General features: G+C 52.5%; 21 protein-coding genes and 1 tRNA gene. 15 read left to right on the top strand and 7 right to left on the bottom strand.

Annotation, left to right across the window (positions count from 1 at the left end; all coding sequences use genetic code 11):
* Window positions 1-182 precede the first annotated feature (182 nt).
* From fusA to LH23_RS20045, 5 genes are all read left to right on the top strand, one after another.
* Entirely contained in the window at window positions 183-2285 is a 2103-nt protein-coding gene (gene fusA / locus LH23_RS20065) for an elongation factor G (protein ID WP_039295056.1), read from the top strand.
* 215 nt (window positions 2286-2500) lie between these two features.
* Entirely contained in the window at window positions 2501-2875 is a 375-nt protein-coding gene (locus LH23_RS20060) for a type II toxin-antitoxin system RelE/ParE family toxin (RefSeq protein WP_039295053.1), read from the top strand.
* Window positions 2860-3162: a helix-turn-helix domain-containing protein gene (locus tag LH23_RS20055; RefSeq protein ID WP_039295050.1), complete on the top strand. Its 303-nt coding sequence runs from the start codon at window positions 2860-2862 to the stop codon at window positions 3160-3162. Before LH23_RS20060 ends, LH23_RS20055 begins: the two co-directional genes overlap by 16 nt.
* 166 nt (window positions 3163-3328) lie before the next feature.
* Window positions 3329-3802: a MarR family winged helix-turn-helix transcriptional regulator gene (locus tag LH23_RS20050; protein ID WP_052050387.1), complete on the top strand. Its 474-nt coding sequence runs from the start codon at window positions 3329-3331 to the stop codon at window positions 3800-3802.
* Between the two features lie 16 nt (window positions 3803-3818).
* Window positions 3819-4277, top strand: coding sequence for a tautomerase family protein (locus tag LH23_RS20045; protein ID WP_039295047.1), 459 nt, complete (start codon window positions 3819-3821; stop codon window positions 4275-4277).
* Window positions 4278-4325: 48 nt separating this feature from the next.
* Here the strand turns inward: LH23_RS20045 and LH23_RS20040 are convergent, their stop codons facing one another.
* Both LH23_RS20040 and LH23_RS20035 read right to left on the bottom strand, forming a co-directional pair.
* A complete protein-coding gene (locus LH23_RS20040) occupies window positions 4326-4700 on the bottom strand; it encodes a hypothetical protein (protein ID WP_039295044.1) in 375 nt (124 codons plus the stop codon).
* Between the two features lie 3 nt (window positions 4701-4703).
* A complete protein-coding gene (locus LH23_RS20035; protein WP_039295041.1) occupies window positions 4704-6080 on the bottom strand; it encodes an MFS transporter in 1377 nt (458 codons plus the stop codon).
* Between the two features lie 110 nt (window positions 6081-6190).
* Between LH23_RS20035 and LH23_RS20030 the strand changes: the two genes are divergently transcribed.
* On the top strand, window positions 6191-7090 hold the full coding sequence (locus LH23_RS20030) for a LysR family transcriptional regulator (RefSeq protein WP_039295038.1): 900 nt from the start codon (window positions 6191-6193) through the stop codon (window positions 7088-7090).
* A 16-nt stretch (window positions 7091-7106) separates the two neighbouring features.
* Here the strand turns inward: LH23_RS20030 and LH23_RS20025 are convergent, their stop codons facing one another.
* Both LH23_RS20025 and deoD read right to left on the bottom strand, forming a co-directional pair.
* Window positions 7107-8633 carry a purine-cytosine permease family protein gene (locus LH23_RS20025; protein WP_052050384.1) on the bottom strand — a complete coding sequence of 509 codons (1527 nt, stop codon included), beginning with the start codon at window positions 8631-8633 and terminating at the stop codon, window positions 7107-7109.
* Window positions 8634-8655: 22 nt separating this feature from the next.
* Complete coding sequence (gene deoD / locus LH23_RS20020; protein ID WP_231560197.1) at window positions 8656-9369, bottom strand: purine-nucleoside phosphorylase; 714 nt, start codon at window positions 9367-9369, stop codon at window positions 8656-8658.
* Window positions 9370-9661: 292 nt separating this feature from the next.
* On the opposite strand from deoD, the gene LH23_RS20015 reads away from it, so the two are divergent.
* The 7 genes from LH23_RS20015 to LH23_RS19990 all read left to right on the top strand — a co-directional run bounded on the left by LH23_RS20015 (window position 9662) and on the right by LH23_RS19990 (window position 15971).
* Window positions 9662-10330: a Crp/Fnr family transcriptional regulator gene (locus LH23_RS20015; protein ID WP_039295030.1), complete on the top strand. Its 669-nt coding sequence runs from the start codon at window positions 9662-9664 to the stop codon at window positions 10328-10330.
* A 357-nt stretch (window positions 10331-10687) separates the two neighbouring features.
* Window positions 10688-11227, top strand: a complete 540-nt coding sequence (locus tag LH23_RS20010; protein ID WP_156108070.1) for a hypothetical protein — start codon at window positions 10688-10690, stop codon at window positions 11225-11227.
* 195 nt (window positions 11228-11422) lie between these two features.
* On the top strand, window positions 11423-12550 hold the full coding sequence (locus LH23_RS20005) for a DNA alkylation repair protein (protein ID WP_039295023.1): 1128 nt from the start codon (window positions 11423-11425) through the stop codon (window positions 12548-12550).
* 314 nt (window positions 12551-12864) lie between these two features.
* Complete coding sequence (locus LH23_RS20000; RefSeq protein WP_039295020.1) at window positions 12865-13401, top strand: hypothetical protein; 537 nt, start codon at window positions 12865-12867, stop codon at window positions 13399-13401.
* Between the two features lie 194 nt (window positions 13402-13595).
* Window positions 13596-14120: a hypothetical protein gene (locus LH23_RS19995; RefSeq protein ID WP_156108069.1), complete on the top strand. Its 525-nt coding sequence runs from the start codon at window positions 13596-13598 to the stop codon at window positions 14118-14120.
* A 450-nt stretch (window positions 14121-14570) separates the two neighbouring features.
* Window positions 14571-15335: a hypothetical protein gene (locus LH23_RS24115; protein ID WP_156108068.1), complete on the top strand. Its 765-nt coding sequence runs from the start codon at window positions 14571-14573 to the stop codon at window positions 15333-15335.
* 279 nt (window positions 15336-15614) lie between these two features.
* Window positions 15615-15971 (top strand): putative T6SS immunity periplasmic lipoprotein, encoded by a 357-nt coding sequence (locus LH23_RS19990; protein ID WP_039295014.1) that lies wholly within the window; start codon window positions 15615-15617, stop codon window positions 15969-15971.
* A 66-nt stretch (window positions 15972-16037) separates the two neighbouring features.
* Here the strand turns inward: LH23_RS19990 and LH23_RS19985 are convergent.
* A tRNA-Asn gene (locus tag LH23_RS19985) sits at window positions 16038-16113 on the bottom strand.
* A gap of 197 nt (window positions 16114-16310) precedes the next feature.
* On the opposite strand from LH23_RS19985, the gene LH23_RS19980 reads away from it, so the two are divergent.
* Window positions 16311-17765: an EmmdR/YeeO family multidrug/toxin efflux MATE transporter gene (locus tag LH23_RS19980; RefSeq protein ID WP_039295011.1), complete on the top strand. Its 1455-nt coding sequence runs from the start codon at window positions 16311-16313 to the stop codon at window positions 17763-17765.
* On the opposite strand, the gene LH23_RS19975 is transcribed toward LH23_RS19980, so the two are convergent.
* Window positions 17762-19003, bottom strand: coding sequence for a mechanosensitive ion channel family protein (locus tag LH23_RS19975; protein ID WP_039295008.1), 1242 nt, complete (start codon window positions 19001-19003; stop codon window positions 17762-17764). The genes LH23_RS19980 and LH23_RS19975 overlap by 4 nt on opposite strands.
* Before the next feature lie 159 nt (window positions 19004-19162).
* Here LH23_RS19975 and ldtA point away from each other — a divergent pair, with 159 nt between their 5' ends.
* Window positions 19163-20098 carry a L,D-transpeptidase gene (gene ldtA, locus LH23_RS19970; protein ID WP_039295005.1) on the top strand — a complete coding sequence of 312 codons (936 nt, stop codon included), beginning with the start codon at window positions 19163-19165 and terminating at the stop codon, window positions 20096-20098.
* Window positions 20099-20142: 44 nt separating this feature from the next.
* On the opposite strand, the gene LH23_RS19965 is transcribed toward ldtA, so the two are convergent.
* Window positions 20143-20403, bottom strand: a complete 261-nt coding sequence (locus LH23_RS19965) for a DUF1471 domain-containing protein (protein ID WP_052050381.1) — start codon at window positions 20401-20403, stop codon at window positions 20143-20145.
* Window positions 20404-20430 lie beyond the last annotated feature (27 nt).

The following is a 20430-nucleotide window of genomic DNA, read 5'->3' as shown; positions in this document are numbered from 1 at the left end:
TGTAGGCGGTAACGGCACGGCGGCCGGCTACTATAACAAACTTGATGCCCTTCGAATGTATCGATATTAACGATAGCTCAAATTGTTCGAATATACTCGTACAGTTGTACTATCCTGATGACGAACAAATCTGGCGGCCATAGTGGCCGTCGCTTAACAGTCAACAAGACTAAGGACACATCATGCCCCGACCCATCCCTCTCGAACGCTATCGCAACATTGGTATTTCTGCCCATATTGATGCCGGTAAAACAACCACGACCGAACGTATTTTGTTTTACACCGGCATGAGCCACAAACTGGGTGAAGTTCACGATGGCGCAGCAACGACAGACTGGATGGCTCAGGAGCAAGAGCGCGGTATTACCATTACGTCCGCCGCGGTGAGCTGCTTCTGGCCGGGTATGGATCGCGGTTTCGAGCCGCACCGTATCAACATCATAGACACGCCGGGACACGTGGACTTCACCATTGAGGTGGAGCGATCCATGCGCGTGCTGGACGGCGCCGTAATGGTTTACGACTCCGTGGGCGGCGTACAGCCGCAGTCAGAAACCGTGTGGCGGCAGGCGAACAAATACCATGTGCCGCGGCTGGCCTTCGTCAACAAAATGGACCGCCCGGGGGCTGATTTCTTCCGCGTGGTGCAGATGATGATTGATCGCCTGAAAGCTAATCCAGTGCCTATCGTAATCCCGGTTGGCGCAGAAGACAGCTTCACCGGTGTGGTGGATCTGATCAAAATGCGCGCCATCATTTGGGACGATGCTACTCAGGGCATGACGTTCAGCTATGCGGCGGTGCCGGAAGATTTGCTGCCAACGGCACAATTGTGGCGCGAAAAAATGGTGTCTGCTGCGGCAGAAGCCAATGATGAGTTAATGGATAAATACCTGGAAACCGGCGATCTGAGCGAAGCGGATATCATTGCTGGTCTGCGTAAGCGCACTATTTCCGGGGAAATTCAGCCAATGCTGTGCGGCAGCGCCTTTAAAAACAAAGGCGTGCAGCGCATGCTCGATGCGGTGGTAGAGCTGATGCCGTCTCCGCTCGACATTCCTGCCATTGACGGCGTGGATGAAAAAGGGCAACACGCGGAACGCCATCCCAGTGACGATGAACCCTTCTCTGCGTTGGCCTTCAAGCTGATGACCGACCCGTATGTCGGACAGTTGACCTTTATCCGGGTTTACTCCGGCGTGCTGAAAAAAGGCGATTCGGTTTACAACCCGGTGAAAGGCAAGAAGGAGCGTATCGGGCGCATTGTGCAGATGCATGCGAACGACCGCCATGAGGTTGACGAGCTTCGTGCCGGCGATATAGCCGCCTGCGTAGGGCTGAAAGATGTGACCACCGGCGACACGTTAACCGACCCGAATGCGGTGATCACGCTTGAGCGGATGGAATTCCCCGATCCGGTGATTTCCCTCGCTATCGAGCCGAAGACCAAGGCCGACCAGGAGAGAATGGGTATTGCGCTGCAGCGTTTAGCGGCGGAAGACCCCTCTTTCCACCTGCACACGGACGAGGAATCCGGGCAGACAATTATTTCCGGTATGGGCGAGCTTCATCTGGAAATTATCGTCGACCGCATGAAGCGTGAGTTTGGCGTGGAAGCGAACATTGGCCGGCCACAGGTCACCTACCGCGAAACGATCCGCAAAACGGCGAAAGACGTGGAAGGGAAATTTGTGCGGCAGTCAGGCGGTAAAGGTCAGTATGGTCATGTGGTGTTGACGCTCGAACCGCTTGAGCCAGGTAAAGGCTTTGTGTTTGAAGATGCCACCAAAGGGGGCGTAGTGCCACGCGAGTTCATTCCTTCTGTGGAAAAGGGGCTACGTGAGGCAATGAATACCGGTGTACTGGCCGGTTACCCGGTGGTGGACGTCAAAGCCACGCTGACCTTCGGCTCTTACCATGACGTTGACTCTTCGGAGATGGCGTTCAGGATGGCGGCGATCTTCGGCTTCAAGGACGCCGTGCGCAAAGCGGATCCGGTTATTCTGGAGCCTATCATGCACGTCGAAGTGGAAACGCCAGAAGACTACGCCGGTAACATTATGGGCGATCTCTCTTCCCGCCGTGGCATGGTGCAGGGCATGGAAGAACGTTTTGGCAGCCAGATTATTCGGGCGGATGTCCCGCTGGCAGAAATGTTTGGTTATTCCACTACGCTGCGGTCTATGTCTCAGGGCAGGGCGACCTACAGCATGGAGTTCCATCATTATGCTGAAGCGCCGCGCAACGTGGCCGACGACATTATTGCCAGTCGCGTAAAAGCTTAAGCTGTACTCAAAATGGGCGAGGCCATCTCGCCCATTTTTTTCATCTGCGAGTCATTTTCCATTCACTTTGCAACTCCCCGCATACGTCAAAAAATACCAGAAGCCAGCTCGAACATTCTGAATCAGCGGCATGATCTGATTCATTTTTACACAGACAATCCACAATATAGTCTTGTGCCTATATAGTATTTAACCTATATTGAAAAGGATGTCGCATGTGGTCGATAAAAATGACGGATACGTTTGATGCCTGGGTTACGGCGTCAGATGACATGACCAAAGCCTGCGTTATGGCAGGGGTTGTACTGCTTAAAGAGAGAGGGCCTATACTTGGCAGGCCTCATGCCGACACGGTGAAGGGATCGCAATACGCCAATATGAAAGAGTTGCGGATCCAGTGCCGGGGCGAGCCACTCAGGGTCTTTTTCGCTTTTGATATAAAGCGTTGTGCCATCCTGCTCTGTGCGGGAAATAAAGTGGGGAACGAGAAACGCTTTTATGACGTCATGGTGCCATTAGCAGATAACGAGTTTCGGGCGCACTTACAGCAGTTAACGGAAAAGGAGCAAATAGAATGGGTCGAACGTTAGAACAATGGATGGCCGAAGAAAAACCTGAAGTGGTGGCCGCCGCGCAGGCTATGGCCGACGAAATGCTGCTGAATATCCATCTGGCTGAACTTCGCGACAAAGTCAGAAAAACGCAGAACGAGATGGCGCAGAAGCTGGGCGTGAAGCAGCCCACCGTCGCCGAAATGGAAAAAAAAGGGCGTGATATCAAGCTCTCTTCCCTCAAGCGTTACGTTGAGGCGGCGGGCGGGAAGGTAAAGCTGGATATCGAGCTGCCGGACGGTACGCACTTCAATATTGCCCTCTAATGATGTGGGGGTTCACCGTCCTCACTTTTGACCAGCGACGCCTTCTTTCTGACGGCCAATATCTGCTGCCATTTCTCTTCGTTAAGGGCCGGTGCAGAATATAATAGTTGCATATGCAACTTAATGGGCGCACCCTTATCGCCATCCCTTGAAGATGGCCGATCCCATGACGCTCAACGACAAAATCATCAGCTTTTACGACGACACCACGCCTCCTTGCAATGCAACGGCATTACGCAAGGCCACGCGAAGGATCTCCCAAATCTACGATGAGGCCCTCCAGGCCTGCGGGCTGAAAACCACCCAACGCACGATTCTGCGTCATGTTGACCAACTGCAATCCCCAACCATGACACTGCTCGCCGAAGTGCTGGTGCTGGATAAAACCGCGCTCTCGCACAACATAAAACCGCTGATCCGCGACGGCTATCTCGCGCTAACGCCTGCTGAAGAAGACAAGCGCCTGAAGCGAGTGACGCTGACCGAGAAGGGCAGGGCAAAGCTGGAAGAGTCGCATTTGATTTGGACGGAGCTGCAAAAGCGGTTTGAAAACGCGCTCACGCCTGAGCAGCATCAGGCGCTGCTCTCCCTGCTGGAGTTGGTTGCTTCAGATGAGTTCGGTACAAAAATTCGCCCTTAAAACCTGGAGTACGCTAATGCCTACCTATTATTGTCACCTTCCTAAAAATCGAGTTTCAGACGTAGATAAACACCGGCTGGCCCACGCCATCACTGCGCGGCATACCGAAGCCACGGGCGCTCCTTCCTGGTTTGTGCAGGTCGTGATAGAAGAGGACGACGATAAAATTCGTTATCTTGGCGGAGAGCCTGCGGGCGAGCATATTTGGGTTCGTGCAGATATCCGTGCCGGAAGAACAAAATCCCAGCTGCAGCAACTTATGTTGGCGCTTAAAACAGACATTGCCTCTATCACGGACGTAGCGGCAGAAGATATCTGGATTTACCTCAACAACATTGAACCAGACAACATGCTGGAATACGGACATGTTCTGCCGCTTCCTGGTGAAGAAAAAAGATGGTTTGATGCACTCCCCGCCGAGCTTCAGCACCGCCTGGAAGCGTTGGGCGTGACCCACGCTAATTTCACGCTGTAGTTTTGCACAAGGGGAAGCCAGCCCGGCATCCCCTTCAAAGTAGAAATATTAAATCTGCCCGGTTTCCTGCAAATGCCGCCATAACGCTTTCTCGCCCTCGCGGCGGAAAATAACGGTCGACCAGCGCACGGTGGTGGAGCCGTTCAGCGTTTGCGTTTCGCGGTAAAGCACGGCGGCACCCTGCGACCATTCGTCCAGTAACTGGAGGCTATCGACCTCAATAGCCAGCCCTTCACGGCTCCCGCCGCTGGTGCTGAAAAAGCTGCAAAGCGCCGGGTAATCCAGCTTTGCTCCACTCAGCGCGATCATAGAATAGTCGTTTGCAAAGCGCGCCAGCAGCGCTTCCAGTTCCCCCTTGTCCGTGCCAAGCCATTGCTCAATGGCAACGTGGGCCTCAATCACTTCTTTAAACCAGATGTTCATTGCTCAGCGTTCCTTTTGGGTCAATTGATTTTTAATGTGCTGATTATTCAGCCGTAAAGCGTAAACCAGCGGGGTCAGTGTCCCGGCGGCGGCAAAACTAAAAGTAAAAAGATAAGCTTGAGGAACGGGCATCATTGCCTGCAGTACGGTCAGCAGCAGGCTGAGCAGCGCCACGCCAAAGCAAAAACTCAGTTGGCGATTTATGTTCCACAGCGCGCTGGCTTCCGGCATCGCCTCTGAAGGGATGGAGATAAAAGCGGTGCTCTGCGCCGTGCTGCTGGACAGACTTCCTCCCAGACCCATCAACGCGTAAGCGACGACCAGCCATGAGGCTTGCTCGCCGGCGTTGATTTGTGTGAGCAGCAAAATTCCTGCGGCCTGAAATACGCCCCCGGCCGCAATCAGCGGGCGAGGGCCGAGGCGATTAAACATCTTGCCGGTAAATGAAATCGCGACAAAAGAGGCCATCGCCCACGGCAGCATCAACATCCCCGTTTGCGTGGCGGACAGGCCCAGCTGCGTTTGCAGATAGACAATGCTGACCAGGCTGGTGCCCATAAAAATGCCCGGAATGCACTGGTAAACCAGCATGGCGTAACGCAGCAGAGGATCTGCCAGCAGCGGCAGGCTGAACAGCGGGGTCGGATGTTTGCCATTACGGCGAATAAAAAGCCAAAGAATAAGCATGCCAGCGACGAGCCACGCTAATGCCGCTCCGTGTGCCGCCGGGTTTCCGGCCTGCGTGACGCCCAGCAAAATAGCGAACAACCCCGCCGATCCCAGCATCAACCCTTTAACGTCCAGCGGCCTGCGAGCAGTTTGTTGCTCTGCGGGTTTTAGCCAAAGCCCCGCGAGAACCAACGTCAGCAGCGCCAGCGGCAGGCTGGAGAGAAATATCCAGCGCCAGCCAAAAGTTTCCACCAGCAATCCACCCGCCGTTGGCGAAAGCGCCGGAGCCAGCAGCGCCACCAGCATGATTGCCGAGGAAAGCCTGGCCCGCTCATGCACCGCGAAAAGCTGCCAGGTCAGCGCCTGGCCGACGGGGATAAGCAGCCCGCCGCCCACGCCCTGAAGAATACGTGCGGCGACTAATGCATTCAGGCCAGAAGCAAGGCCGGAGGCCAGCGTACCCAGCGTAAAAAGCGCGAGCGAAAGCATAAACAGGCGCTTTGCCCCAAGCCGCTGGGTCAGCCATGCGCTGCACGGAATAACCAGCGTCAGGCCGCAAAGATAGCCGTGGCTTATCCACGCCAGTTCGGTCACCGGCGCGTGAAACTCTCTCCCCATTTCAGGCCAGGCGACGTTGGAGATAAACATATTGATTAAGTCGAGAAAAAAACCGAGCAGATAAACGGCGGCAACCCTGTAGCGATAAGGCATGGCGGCTCTCGTGAAAAAGAAAAGGCGATTTCAGCAGGTTCTGTGAGGCGGATAAATCCCGTTCCGGCTGATACACTGTCAAAAATAATTTGATAATCAGGCGAATTAGCATGCTTAACTTGCAGCGGGTGGCACAGTTTGTTGCGGTGGTAGAGGCCGGGGGTTTTACCGCAGCCGCGCAGTCTATGCAGCAAACGAAAGCGGCGATCAGTTTTAACGTTCGTCAGCTTGAGGCGGAGCTTGGCGTTTCGCTGCTGGTGCGCTCCACCCGGCGCGTGGCGTTAACCCAGGCGGGGGAAGTGTTTTACCAGCGCGCTCTGCAGCTATTAAGGGAGAGCGAAGCGTTGGTGGAGGACGTGCAGGGGCATCACGGCGGATTTACTGGCGAGCTGAGTATTTCAACCACGCCGGAATACGGCCAGGCGAAGATTATCCCGGCGCTCAGCGCATTTGGTCGCCTGCATCCGGGGCTGACTATCCGGCACGAATCTTCATCTGCCCCGGTAAATCTTATTTCCGGGCAGTTTGACGTGGCTATTCGCCTGGGCAAGCTGGTGGATTCATCCTACCGCGCGGCGTTGATAGAGCGGTTCGAGATTGTGGCGGTTGCCGCGCCGCAGTGGCTTGAGCGTAACCCGATCGGCAGCCTGGAGGCGCTGGCCGAAGCGGAATGGGTCATTCATCGTCGGCTGCCAACCCCCAGAGAATGGCAGATTGTTGGGCCAGACCAGGAAACGCGGGAGTTAACGATAATCGGGCCAGCCCGCTTTATGACCGACACGGCGGCAGCGCTTATGGCTTTTGTGGTCCAGGGCTGCGGCGTAGGTTTATTGCCCGAATGGCTGGTACGCAGTGCGATAGCGCGCGGTGAGCTGCAGCATCTGCTGCCGGAATACCGTTTCCCGTCGCAGGGGATTTATGCGGTTTACCCGAACACGAAGCATGTTCCGGCGAAGGTGCGTGCACTGATAGACTTTTTGCAGGAGTGGGAAAATAACAGACCCGCTTAGCGGGTCTGTTTTAGGCTTACAGCGCTTTTTGGGTTTTACCCTGCACGGTTGATGCCGCTTGTGCAGATGATATCCCCGGCAGCTCAATTTTCAGGCCGAAGGTCAGCAGCGAATACAATACGCCCCCGGTCAGCATCGAGACGATAACGCCCAGGTTCGCCGTCGCAAAGACGCTGTGGCGGGTTTCTTCCGTCAGCAGGAAGCCAACCACGTGCGCGATGTACGGGTCACCGGAAGTAATTGTGCCGAGCCCCACAAACGTCGCGATCCCCAGCGAAAGCAGCGCCGTCCAGCGTCCATCGCGGCCACCAAAACCCGCTTTATTCGCCATCGCCACATCCCAGCCCAGGCGTTTCTGGCGCAGGAAGTCAATCAGCTGAATTGCTCCGGCGGAGCCAATCACCACGGAGATAGAAGCCAGGAACGACTGGAACGTCGCCAGGAACGAATCGGAAATAAACATCAGGTAGAACGCGCCGAAGCCGATGATAGCCGCGTTCAGGGTGGTCGTCGTGGCGCGGCTGGCCGGAATGCCAAGCGCCAGCAGGGCAAGGCCGGAGCTGTATACGCCGGTAATGGCCGCCGCCAGCAGCGAAACGATAATCACGATGGAGAACGGCACGTAGAACCAGAACGGCAGCAGGTTAGTCAGCGAGGCGATAGGCGACTGCGCCGCCGCCGCGCTCAGATCCGGGTTGCTGTCGGCGAGGAATGCGCCCAGCACCAGCAGGATGCTCACCGGCAGGGAAATCCCCGTGGTCGTCCAGAAAATAACCTTCGAAGCCTGGGTTTTCTTCGGCAGATAGCGTGCAAAGTCGCCGCCGTAGTTCAGGAAGCCCAGGCCCACCATTGTCATCGCCATCACCACGCCGCCAATGTACGTCAGCAGGTCGCCGTGCGCCGCGCTCTGGCCCAGCTTTTCCCAGTGAATATGCGGCAGCATCAGGAAGATAAAGATGATGCTCATAAATCCGGTCAGCCAGGCGATGTATTTCTCCACCTTCATGATTAACTGGTGGCCATAAATGGCGACCGACATGGTCAGCACCAGGCTGACGATGAACCAGCCGAGAATACACACCAGCGTAGGTTTGCCGTCTGCCAGCGCAAACGCCGCAGGCCAGAGTTTGGCAAACAGCGCCGCGCCGGTGGACGAGGCGAGGGTAATAATGGTGATTTTCCAGCCCATGTTGGAGATATAGGCGAACAGCGTCGGGAATTTATTGCCGTGGTAGCCGAAGCAGAAACGGGTCTGGGTCAGCGTAGGCAGGCCGGTTCTTGGCCCGCCCACCGCCAGCACGCCGACCAGGCAGCAGGAAAGCAGGTAGCCGATGATTCCGGCGGTGATCGACTGCCAGACGCTCAGGCCGAGTGAGTAAACGTAAATGCCATAGGTCATCCCCAGAATAGAGACGTTCCAGGAAAACCAGATCGGGAACAGCCCGGCCGGTTTGCCGTAGCGTTCCGCTTCCGGGACGGCATTGACGCCATTTGCTTCAACTTTTATGCCGCCCGAGGCCGGCTGATGTGTAGAGTTTGTCATCGGAGAACCCTTATGGGAGAAATCAATCGCAGAGAAGTGCGGTTTCTAAAGCGAGCTCAATCATTTTGTCTAACGTGTTTTGTAGTTCTTCTGCCGTTGGCTCTTCCCCCGTGACGCTGCTTACGCAGGCTGTCAGCAGGCTCAGGGCTTTGGCGCGGTACTGCGCGGCGATGGTGAACAGCGCCGAGGTTTCCATTTCCACCGCAAGGATGTTCATCTTTTTGAGGGCAGGGAGCATGCCTTCGGGTTTGTCGTACAACAGGTCGTTGGTAAAAGTGTTGCCGAACTGGGTCGGAATATTGTGTTGCTCGGCCGCCGTCCAGCAGCGGCGCAGCAGGTCAAAGTCCGGTACGGCGGCGTAGTCGTAGCCGCCAAAGCGGTCGCGGTTTACCGAAGATGAGGTGCCCGCGCCGGTGGCGACAATCACGTTACGCATATCCACGCTTTCATCCACCGCCCCGCAGGTGCCGATGCGAATAAGCTGCTTCACGCCAAACGCGTTGATCAATTCATGGGCGTAAATTGAAACGGACGGAATGCCCATCCCGTGCGCCATTACGGAAAGCCGCTTGCCTTTGTAGTAGCCGGTAAAGCCGAACATATTGCGGGTGTCGCACACGCGCTTTGCATCGGTTAAATACGTCTGCGCGATGTACTGCGCGCGCAGCGGGTCGCCGGGCATGATCACGGTTTCGGCAAAGTCGCCGGGGTTGGCGTTAATATGTGGCGTCATCAGACGATCTCCAGGCTGGTTTCATGCCATTACGATAGAAATCCCGCGCTCTGTAGAAAAAGGCAAATGTCCGGCCGGGCTGACGGCGATCACAAATTTGATTTTTGCCTTTGCAAGAAAAGAGAAACGCCAGGGATGGCAAGGGGTGAGCAAAACGCGGAGTATTGACAATACCGAGGGGCGATAGTTAATCTCAGCCGCCTTTTTCGCCGCGGACTCTGGCGAAACAGGCAATACTTGACGGGTTAATGACCTTATTGAGCTGCATGGCAGCCTGCCGGAGAGCGACAACACCATGAATATTATTCAGCAATTCGCTCAGCGCGGGCACCAGATCCTGCGCGATGCCGTGTACGCCGCGCCGCTTAAAAGCAAAGAGATCGGCCCCGATGAATTTATTCTGCGCCAGGGCGAGGAGATCAAAGCGCTCTACTGGATCACGCTCGGCGAGTACACCATGCATTACAACGCCGAAAACGGGAAGGCATTCAGCCTGGGGCAGCGCTTTGTCAGCGACACTATCATCGGCGAGATTGAATACCTCACCCATACGCCGAGCCAGTTCTCGGTCGTGGCCCACGACACTATGACGGTAAAAGTCATTCCGCTGGCGATGATGGACGCCATTCTGACCAGCCACGCGGAAGTCGGCGTCTGGCTCAGCCAGCTGCTTTCTACCAGCTACCAGCGTGGAATGGCGAGAACCATGGAGCGTTTCCTGCAGCCGCTGGTGTTTAACATCGTGGCCGACCTGTATGAACGCCATCAGCAGAACAAGCCGCTGGTGGATTTCTCGCAGGTGTCCCGTGAGGCCGAGCGCTTTGGCTGCTCCGAGAGAACTTATCGCCGGGTGATCAACCAGCTGATAGAAGAGCAGTACATTCAGAAAGTGGCCCATGAATACGTGATTTGCGACATAGAAAAATTCCGCCAGGTGCTGACGAACCCAGGGCGAATCAGCTAGCCAGTTTTTGTAGTAAACGGCTAAAAAGAAAATAAAAACTGAGACAGACTCCGACAATGCGTTACCCGCCCGGAGTCATGCAGTGAGTGAGTCCGTCGAAAATCAGCACGCGTTTAAACATGCCTTTAATCATGCGCTTTTGCAGGACATCGCGAGCTTAATCGCGCCGAATTTCCAAAGTCTGAATACGCCTCCCTTATTGAATATTATTTTTGTTAAATGTCGTTCATATTCCTGAGGAAATTAATAATCTTAATTTATATCTTGAGGCTTTGGATTCAAAGTGTGCTCGGGTAGCTTATGCCTCGCTTTCTAAGAAGCATATTGTTTCAATTGATAAATATGGATGTGTATATCATGAGTATGAAAAAGAGTTTCGTTGCTTTAAGCGTATTATCAGGCATGTTTTTAGCGTCCAGCGCACTGGCTGCGCCGAAGCAGTGGATTGGTGATTCTCTCGCCCAGGCAGAAGCCTCGTTTAGCGTAAGTGCATTTTCAGATTTAAAATTTGGCGCAAGCAGTTCGAAATCGTTCAACGGAATTGTCAACGCGGGGGATGAATTGTTTGAACTTACGGTGACTGCGCCGCAAGGTATGAAGGTGGCGGTGGCAGGTGATGTTATTTCGTTAGGGGCTTCTGCGGGGGATATCAGCAGCTCCACTGCCCCCAACGGAGGTAGCTCTATTACCGCAACTCTTGCAGACAAGAGTTTTTTGAAAAGTAATGCGTATATTCCACCAGGCGTGATTGACGCTAATAATGCTGGGGCTGGGGCTGTTGTTGTTGACGGTACTGGTGCTGAAACTAAAGTTGTATTTATCGCTTCTAGGGATAACTATGGTATTACGCCTGGTAAATATGGCTATAGTTTTGTTGCCCAGGCATTTACTGAGTAACAGCTAAAAAAATCCGCTGTTTATCCGTATAGCAATGTTATGCATTGCTATACGGTGTCATTTTGTGAATGAAGCGAAAGTCCCTCCAGAACAGTCAATGCTGTTTCTTAATAATCTTTTGTAGCAAACGGCTAAAAAGCAAAGAAAAAACAGTGATAGACTCCGGCAATACGTTATCCGCCATGGAGTAGTGCAGTGAGTGAGTCCGTCGAAAATCAGAACGCGTTTAAACATGCCTTTAATCATGCGCTTTTGCAGGACATCGCGAGCTTAATCGCGCGGCATTATCCCGCCTTTAACGCCGAAGCGTTTTTAAACCAGGCGGAAAACCTCGATAAGCTGGAAATGAAGGCCAGAGTCCAGGTCATCCGAGATGCGCTGGCAGCTGAGCTGCCGCAGGACTACCCGGCTGCATTGGCTGTAGTGGTTTCGGTGCTAAAAGAGAACAAGCTGCGCGGCTTTGCCGTCTGGCCATTTGCGGAGTTTATTCAGGTCTATGGCCTGAACCACCCGGCACTTTCCCTCGAAGCCCTGAAAGTGGTCACCGTCTGTTTTACTGCCGAATGGGCGGTGCGTCCCTTTATTAAACAGAACCCGGAAGAAACTATGCGCTTCCTTCTACAGTGTGCGAAGGACGAAAGCGTGGACATCCGCCGCTGGGCCTCGGAAGGCACACGCCCGCGCGTGCCGTGGGGCGAGAAGCTGCATCTGTTTATCAAGGACCCGGCGGGAACCAGAGCCATTCTGGACGCCCTGAAGTTCGACCCGGAGCTTTACGTCAGAAAAAGCGTCGCCAACCACCTCAATGACATCACCAAAGACCACCCGGACTACGTGATTCAGCTCCTGCAAAGCTGGCAGCAGCAGGCGAAACAGTCTGGCAGTGACGACGTGAAAAAAATCGCGTGGATAACCCGGCATTCTCTTAGAACCTTAATTAAGAATGGCGATCCGGATGCGCTGGCGCTGATCGGCGTGCAGCACGGCGCAGATGTCGCGCTGGATGCTTTCTCCCTCAAACAAAAAGCGATCGCCCTGGGCGAAAACCTGGAATTTAACGTCAGCCTGCGCTCAACCAGCAACGCCCCGCAAAATATCGTGGTCGATTACGTGATCCACTTTATGAAAGCCAACGGCAGCCTCACCCCGAAGGTCTTCAAACTGCGCACGTTCGAACTCCCGGCTAACGGAACGGTAACGATAGAGAAAAAGCATGCGGTAAAGACAATCACCACCCGCCAGTATTACCCCGGCGTGCAGCGGATTGAGATCCAGGTCAATGGTAAGGTGCTGGGGGGAGAGGAGTGGGAGTTGGAACTGTAAATTTTTAGATTAAACAGCCTCATTGTTTTGGGGCTGCATGACTTCAGCCAGCTAATGTCAAAAGCATGCTAACTGATGCGAACGTCCCCTGTTTTTATTTTCCTTCATTGAAAGATATGGCCAATATCTACCCCCTAAAATATAAATAAATTTCCTTTATTTAATGTCATTTTTGTTAAATTTAATTTGCATACTTAAAGAAATTAACAATCTTAATTCATGTCTTTAAATTTCAAAATTGAGGCGTGCTTTGCTAGCTTATCCCTCGCTTTCTAAGGAGCATTTATTTAAATTGACAAATACGGGAATGTATTATGAAAAAAGGTTTCGTGGCTTTAAGTGTATTATCAGGCATGTTTTTAGCGTCCAGCGCGCTGGCTGCGCCAAAGTGGATTGGTATTGGTGGCTCTCAGACTACAGCCTCGATCACGGTGGATCAGTTTTCAGATTTAAAATTCAGTTCAAGCACCGCGAATAAATTTAACGGGTATATCAAGGCTGGTGAGCCGTTATTTGATCTTACGATTAATGCACCGCAAGGTATGCAGGTAGCTATAGCAGGAGTGGTAAATTCCATGGCTGTTTCAACCGGAAATCTCCGCAATGATGAGTACAATGCGGGGAATGAGCTAACTAGTATCCATGCCGTACTTGCTGATGCAAGTGTTTTGAAGGGTAGCGAGTATATCCCAGAGGGTGGCAAGGATCGTGATACTTCCGGTGCCGCTGCTATTGTTGTCGACGGCACTGGCGCGGATGTGAATATTAATTTCATCTCTAGGGACGAAAAGCCAAGTCTTACCCCGGGTAAATATAACTATACATTTATTGCTCAAGCATTTACCGAGTAACCCCTAGAAAATCCTCTGTTTACCCGTCTAGCAATGTTATGCATTGCTAGACGGTGTTTTTAATTAATATTAAGCATTAAGCGCATGAAAGGCTTGATTAGTTAATCAAGGGTTTTAATTGTCTTAATTTACATCTTAAAGTTATGGGACTGCGGCGCATTTTGCTAATCTCCGCCATTTCAGAGAGGTTAGGTATGAAAAATAAACGCTTTACGCTAAGCATGTTCTCAGCCTGGTTTTTAGCATCAGGTGTATTGGCCACCCAGCCCGAAGGGGGCTCCGGGACAATAGTTACAGCCACAACCGATCTCACAGTTAATCAGTATTCAGCCCTTGAGTTTTATGCGGATGACCCGAAAACATTTTCGGGGCGTATAAATAGCGGGGATGTTGTGGCGACGCTGAATGTTAAACTACCGGGCGCACCGGAAGGTATTAAGGTAGCTATAGCGGGAGACAGAACCCCCATATCAAGGAATGGTTCTACTGTTACCGTCGAAACCGAAACGGGCGGCCTCGCGGCCTCGCTTGATAATACCACCGCAAGCTATGTAATAAAGGAAGCAGAGTACCTTCCGTCACGCGCCAACAGATCGGCGGGCTCAAGCGCTATTATTGTTGATGGCGATGCCACCCTTATCTTTAGAGCGACCGGGGATTATACTCCCCCACCAGGAACATATTCCTATAGTTTTGTAGCGCAGGCCTTTTTCGAGTAACGTCCATGTTCGGCCATAAATTCATTAGTATCTTTTTATGGCCCGTAACACTCCTTTCTTCCGCAAACCTGCAATGATATCCGTTGGATACCAGCATTGTTTTTTCGATTTATTCAATGTTAAGCCTCTTGATACACAAATTAATCAAGAAAAGCCGTTATCGTTTTTAGCCTGGCTTATTATCATCAGAGATTAAAATTATCCCCGAATAGAATGATTAGGCTGAGAGAGATAGGTATAAATATAGACCTACTTATTTTTGGGGTTGAAAAAAAAGTACTTTCAGATAGCATGACTCAGTTGTGGTAACAGGGGAGCTTTTTTGAATCTGAATGAAAATCATGTTTTACAGTGAGAGTCATGCAGTTTTAAAGATTGGGACGTTATTTTAACGATAACAATTCATATCTTAAAGTTATCGTGATAACACAGCTGATTTAAGGATGTTAAATGAAATCACAGTTTTCTGAATTTACATATGGATATACGCTTGTTGAAGAGTTATCCCGAACTTTCGGCTTTAGATCCGTTCCTACATTTCCTTCCCTCATTGACGAAGGGCGTGATGGCGGTGGTTATGATGTCGGGTTAAATATAGATGGTTTGCCTTTTTTCTTGCAATTCAAAAGAACGGATTTTCTTAGTCGCGCAAACGCTTCGCACTACACCACTTTTCGCGGATCGTATTATCGATTTAATCTTCATGCGCAAAGGCATTCAAAGCAGCATGAATTATTACTTCATCTTGAAAACTCTGGTAATCCTGTGTTCTATGTGGCACCAAAATTTCATAAAAGCGTAGAGCTTCACGATAATTATTTTAATTCATCTATTTCTATTAATTCAATTTGGATCCAACCCAGCAGCATAGGAAAACTACCGGATGATGATGAACATTCAATTTGCTTTAATAAATCAGAGTCACATGTTTATTTTTGTTCAGAGCCCAGACCGATTTATCGTGAAATGAGATTCAAGAGAGATAGTGTCAGTGAATACGTAAAGCAGTTTAAATCAAGGGCAGGATATTCCAGATATCATAAGGAAACATGGTCTGAGATTTATAATCAGCTGGAGTATATATGTAGAATGCATGATCCTGCTGTATACAATAAACTATCCCGTTTCCTCGCTTCGGAAAATAATTTCATAGTAAAAACAGCAAAGCTCTCACGCCTGGCGTTCGGTGCTGATATGTTACTCTATAGATATTAATCGGATAAACCTAAAGAAAACTAGCGGAGAAATTTGGTTCCAGGAAGGCATCTATGAGCCTGATTTCTCCGCCCCCCAGCGTAATTCTATCGATGCTTGCCATCTTTCTATGCATGAAATGATGCATGTCTGGCAACATCAACGGGGGATTTGGGTGCGGACTCGAGGGGCTTTCTCCTGGGTCGCAGACTATACCTACAATCTTCGCGACTTAAACCCTGCGCAACCGATGGTTTCACTGTTGACTCAGTACAAGAAAATATTGGGGAGATTTCCTTTATGAAGTATTTTGCTGCATTTATTCCCGTTTGTATTTTGCTTGTAGGCTGTGTCGGTGAAAATATCGGCGTAGGCGAATGGAGGAGTTATGATATTATTAACGGCAATCTCTGCTTTACTGTTGATAAATCCGATGTGCTAAGTCGTTATTCGATTTCATCTATCCAGGATGGTTACGATAAAGATCTTGCCACCGTTGAGTTCAAACACCTCATTTATCCAGATACCTGCATAAAGGTTCCGCTTACCCGTGGCTACATCTACCAAACGTCCTATACGCTGAATAACAAAGTCTATCGATATGGTTTTTTCATCGACAACAACGGATTATTCATCGAACTTGGCGGCGGAAAGTAACGGCTTTTCCTGAATCACCAACAGCAAAAAGCCCGCTTAAGTTTCCTTAAGCGGGCTTCTCAAATATGGCTCCTCTGACTGGACTCGAACCAGTGACATACGGATTAACAGTCCGCCGTTCTACCGACTGAACTACAGAGGAATCGTGTGAACGGGGCGAATATTAGCGGCGGCTCCGTGGCTTGTCAAAGGCAAAATCTCACCCTCTGGTGCGTTTGCGGAAACTATCAACATCTTGTTGCCTTTTCAGGCAATCAGAGACAAAAAAATCCTTTGCAGGATAACGATTTGTCGCCCATTATTTGAAATGCCGTTTTATCTTTCCTTGCAGGTCCTCGCTTGAACTTACATGCAGTCCTTCGCCAGACCGTGGCGAAAACGCCGTGGTACGCCAAACGTAAGAGTTATCGGGTGCTGTTCTGGCGTGAGATAACGCCGCTGGCGGTGCCAATCTTCCTTGAAAACACCTGTGTTTTGCTGATGGGCGTGCTCAGTACCTTCCTCGTCAGTTGGTTAGGGAAAGAGGCTATGGCGGGCGTAGGGCTCGCAGACAGTTTTAACATGGTGATCATGGCGTTCTTCGCCGCTATCGACCTCGGCACCACGGTGGTGGTGGCGTTCAGCTTCGGCAGGCTGGATCCGGAGCGGGCGAGGGCGGCGGCCCGGCAGTCACTGGTGCTGATGACCATAGTTTCTTTTATCATGGCCGCAGGCATTCACCTCGCGGGCACGCACATCATCGATGTGATTGCCGGGAACGCCACGCCGGAAGTTAAAGCTCTCGCACTCTCTTATCTGCAAACCACCGTCTGGAGCTACCCGGCGGCAGCCATTGCGCTGATCGGTAGCGGCGCGTTGCGCGGGGCGGGGAACACAAAAATTCCGCTGCTGATTAACGGCGGCATGAACATCCTCAACATCATCATCAGCAGCATCCTTATCTACGGCATCTTTGGCTGGGGCGGCCTGGGCTTTGTTGGTGCGGGGCTGGGGCTGACGATTTCCCGCTACATCGGTGCGGCGGGCATTATCTTCGTACTGATGATTGGCTTTAACCCGGCGCTGCGCATCTCGCTGAAAAGCTACTTTACGCCGCTCAACTGGGGCATTTTGTGGGAAGTGCTCGGCATCGGCATTCCGGCCAGCGTCGAATCGGTGCTGTTCAACGGCGGCAAGCTGTTGACGCAGATGTTCGTTGCCGGGATGGGGACCAACGTGATCGCCGGTAACTTTATTGCCTTCTCGGTGGCCTCACTGATTAACCTGCCGGGTAACGCCCTCGGGTCAGCCTCGACGATCATCGTCGGCAGGCGGCTCGGGAAAGGGCAAATCGGCCAGGCCGAGCGCCAGCTGCGCCACACGTTCTGGCTCGCCACCATTGGCCTGACAATTATTGCGTGGGGAACCGCGCCGTTCGCCGGGCTGTTCGCCTCGTTCTACACCAGCGAAGATGACGTCAAAGAAGTCGTGAAAGTCCTGCTGTGGATGAACGCCGCCTTTATGCCTATCTGGGCCGCTTCCTGGGTGTTACCTGCCGGGCTGAAGGGCGCCCGTGACGCACGTTTTGCCATGTGGGTGTCAATGGCGGGGATGTGGGGCTGTCGTGTTATCGCCGGCTACACGCTGGGGATTGTATTGGGCATGGGCGTAGTGGGCGTTTGGCTCGGGATGTTTGGCGACTGGGCGGTGCGCGGCGCGTGCTTCTACTGGCGAATGGTCAGCGGCCGCTGGCTGAAAAAATACCCGCGACCGCCGAAAGAACCGCTTACCGTTCAGGAAGAAAGCGCCGTTTAGCGCTCAAAAGCCCCGGCAATGGCCCGCATGTCGTTGCCGGTTGGCGTCTGGTGAATACGCAGGCCGAACTCGTCCACCACGGCAAAAATGTGGTCGAAGATGTCGGCCTGAATGCTTTCATACTCTGCCCAAACCACGGTGTTGGTGAAGGCATAGATCTCCACCGGCAGCCCTTCGCTTTCAGGGGCAAGCTGGCGCACCATCAGCGTCATGTCTTTGCGAATACGCGGGTGGCTACGCAGGTACTCATTCAGATATGCCCGGAAGGTACCGACGTTGGTCATTTGGCGCTGGTTCAGCACTGAATCGTCGGCGTGCTGCTGGTTGTATTCGCTGATCTCTTTCCCGCGTTCGGCCATATACGGCTGCAGCAGTTTCGCTTTAAGCAGCTTCTCCTGCTCGTCCTGCGACAGAAAACGGATGCTGGTGGTGTCGATGTTCACGCTGCGTTTGATGCGCCGCCCGCCGGAAGCTGACATCCCGCTCCAGTTTTTAAACGCGTCAGACACCAGCGCGTAGGTTGGGATAGTGGTAATGGTGTTGTCCCAGTTACGGACTTTTACCGTCGTCAGGCCGATGTCGATCACCGCCCCGTCCGCGCCGTATTTCGGCATTTCCAGCCAGTCGCCCATTTTCAGCATGCTGTTGGCAGAAAGCTGGATCCCTGCAACCAGGCCGAGAATCGGATCTTTAAACACCAACATCAGCACGGCGGCCATTGCGCCAAGGCCGCTTATCAATATTGCCGGGGATTTGCCGATCAGCAGCGAAACCATCATGATGCCGACGATAATCGCGGCCAGCAGCTTCACGCCCTGGAAAATGCCTTTCAGCGGTAGCTGAGAAGCAAAGGCGAATTTCCCCGACAGGCCGAAGATCACGTCCAGCAGCGAGAAGAAGGACATTAGCGCGTAAAGCATGACCCACAGCTGGGCGCAGGTGGTCAGAATGGTTGCCGCATCGCTGCCTTTTTGCAGCCACAGCACCGCCTGAACGTTAACGATGATGCCCTGCAGCAGAAACGCCAGCCGCTGAAACAGTTTGTTCTGGGTGATTATCTGCAAAGAGAGGCTGGAGCTGGACTGCGCGCGCTTCTCAAAGGCACGCAGAACAATGCCGTGCAGAATAAAATGCACCACCAGCGCGGTAAGAAAAATGATGCCGAAAATGACGATCAGGGAAGTGGTGTGGCCGGGTTGAATGCCGTATTGCTCGAGGGCGGATATCAATTCCTGCATAACGTCTCCTTTAAAAACAAGAGGACATCATGCCCTCTCAAGCCAGCGGTCGCAACCCGACTGTACAATTAATAGACATATTAACGCCTAATCCTTACAGAATTGTCTCAGGGCGGTTATGCTTAATGCATTCACATCATGTTAACTAACAGGGAAATTATGATTCGTTTCTCCACGCTGGCATTTGCTCTGGCGGCGGTCACGCAGAGCGCGATGGCCGTGACATATCCTTTACCGCAGGAAGGCAGCCGCCTTGTTGGCGCGCCCCTGACGATTACCGTGCCGGAAGGGAACAAGGAGCCGCTGGAACACTTTGCTGCTCAGTACGGGCAGGGCTTCAGCAATATGCTGGAGGCCAATCCGGGCGTCGATCCGTTCCTGCCTAAAGTGGGCACGCAGCTGGTGATTCCGCAGCAGGTTATTTTGCCGGATACCGTGCGGGAAGGGATCGTGGTGAACGTGGCGGAAATGCGCCTTTATTATTATCCGAAGGACACTAACACCGTAGAAATCCTGCCGATAGGTATCGGCCAGGCCGGACGCGAAACGCCGCGCAACTGGGTCACCCGCGTTGAGCGCAAGCAGGATGCCCCGGCCTGGACGCCAACCCCTAATACCCGTCGTGAATACGCCAAAGAAGGCAAAACGCTGCCTGCCTTTGTGCCGCCGGGGCCGGATAACCCGATGGGCCTGTACGCCATTTACATCGGCAAGCTGTACGCCATTCACGGCACCAATGCCAATTTTGGTATCGGCCTGCGCGTCAGCCAGGGTTGTATCCGCCTGCGCAACGACGATATTAAATTCCTGTTCGATAATGTGCCGGTCGGGACACGCGTGCAGTTGATTGACCAGCCGGTAAAGATAACCACTGAGCCGGACGGCAAACGCTGGCTGGAGGTTCACGAGCCGCTGTCGCGCAACCGCGCGGAGTTTGAGTCCGACAAGAAAGTGCCGCTGCCAATGACCGCCGTATTGCGCAGCGAAACTCAGGCGTCTGGGGTGAATACGTCGGTGGTAAGTGAAGCCCTTAACAGGCGCTCGGGGATGCCAGTCCAAATAAATACAGCCGCCACGGAAACCGGGCGACTGTAATATTCAGTCAGAAAAATAAAAGCTCGCATATCGCGAGCTTTTATTTATTTGAATAATTCTGCAGTAGCAAAAAGTTTATTTTGCCCGCCAGCGGAAGTCACCTTAAAGGATGTGGCACCGGCTTTATCTGCTTTGTCAGAAAGTTGATTTATCGCCTGGTCCAGGGTGGTTGCCCCGCTGGTTGATACCGAGCCAATGCTTTGTCCGGTGCCGGTTTGCTGGACTTCGGTCGCGGCTAAAGCTGTACCGGTAAGGGCGGTCAATACGGTCAGGGCCAGGGCGGAGTTAATCAGTTTACGCATCATAATGAGTCTCTCAATTTAGGTAATAAG

Origin of the sequence: Cedecea neteri, from assembly GCF_000758305.1 — a bacterium.
In the GTDB taxonomy this organism is placed as follows: domain Bacteria; phylum Pseudomonadota; class Gammaproteobacteria; order Enterobacterales; family Enterobacteriaceae; genus Cedecea; species Cedecea neteri_C.
The sequence above is the reverse complement of the archived record's forward strand: the minus strand, read 5'-3'. Positions and strand labels throughout refer to the sequence as shown.

Excerpts from the sequence above, each read along its gene's own strand:
- fusA (WP_039295056.1), top strand. The coding sequence starts at position 183 with ATGCCCCGACCCATCCCTCTCGAACGCTATCGCAACATTGGTATTTCT.
- LH23_RS20060 (WP_039295053.1), top strand. The coding sequence starts at position 2,501 with ATGTGGTCGATAAAAATGACGGATACGTTTGATGCCTGGGTTACGGCG.
- LH23_RS20055 (WP_039295050.1), top strand. The coding sequence starts at position 2,860 with ATGGGTCGAACGTTAGAACAATGGATGGCCGAAGAAAAACCTGAAGTG.
- LH23_RS20050 (WP_052050387.1), top strand. The coding sequence starts at position 3,329 with ATGACGCTCAACGACAAAATCATCAGCTTTTACGACGACACCACGCCT.
- LH23_RS20045 (WP_039295047.1), top strand. The coding sequence starts at position 3,819 with ATGCCTACCTATTATTGTCACCTTCCTAAAAATCGAGTTTCAGACGTA.
- LH23_RS20040 (WP_039295044.1), bottom strand. The coding sequence starts at position 4,700 with ATGAACATCTGGTTTAAAGAAGTGATTGAGGCCCACGTTGCCATTGAG.
- LH23_RS20035 (WP_039295041.1), bottom strand. The coding sequence starts at position 6,080 with ATGCCTTATCGCTACAGGGTTGCCGCCGTTTATCTGCTCGGTTTTTTT.
- LH23_RS20030 (WP_039295038.1), top strand. The coding sequence starts at position 6,191 with ATGCTTAACTTGCAGCGGGTGGCACAGTTTGTTGCGGTGGTAGAGGCC.
- LH23_RS20025 (WP_052050384.1), bottom strand. The coding sequence starts at position 8,633 with ATGACAAACTCTACACATCAGCCGGCCTCGGGCGGCATAAAAGTTGAA.
- LH23_RS20015 (WP_039295030.1), top strand. The coding sequence starts at position 9,662 with ATGAATATTATTCAGCAATTCGCTCAGCGCGGGCACCAGATCCTGCGC.
- LH23_RS20010 (WP_156108070.1), top strand. The coding sequence starts at position 10,688 with ATGAGTATGAAAAAGAGTTTCGTTGCTTTAAGCGTATTATCAGGCATG.
- LH23_RS20000 (WP_039295020.1), top strand. The coding sequence starts at position 12,865 with ATGAAAAAAGGTTTCGTGGCTTTAAGTGTATTATCAGGCATGTTTTTA.
- LH23_RS19995 (WP_156108069.1), top strand. The coding sequence starts at position 13,596 with ATGAAAAATAAACGCTTTACGCTAAGCATGTTCTCAGCCTGGTTTTTA.
- LH23_RS24115 (WP_156108068.1), top strand. The coding sequence starts at position 14,571 with ATGAAATCACAGTTTTCTGAATTTACATATGGATATACGCTTGTTGAA.
- LH23_RS19990 (WP_039295014.1), top strand. The coding sequence starts at position 15,615 with ATGAAGTATTTTGCTGCATTTATTCCCGTTTGTATTTTGCTTGTAGGC.
- LH23_RS19975 (WP_039295008.1), bottom strand. The coding sequence starts at position 19,003 with ATGCAGGAATTGATATCCGCCCTCGAGCAATACGGCATTCAACCCGGC.
- ldtA (WP_039295005.1), top strand. The coding sequence starts at position 19,163 with ATGATTCGTTTCTCCACGCTGGCATTTGCTCTGGCGGCGGTCACGCAG.
- LH23_RS19965 (WP_052050381.1), bottom strand. The coding sequence starts at position 20,403 with ATGATGCGTAAACTGATTAACTCCGCCCTGGCCCTGACCGTATTGACC.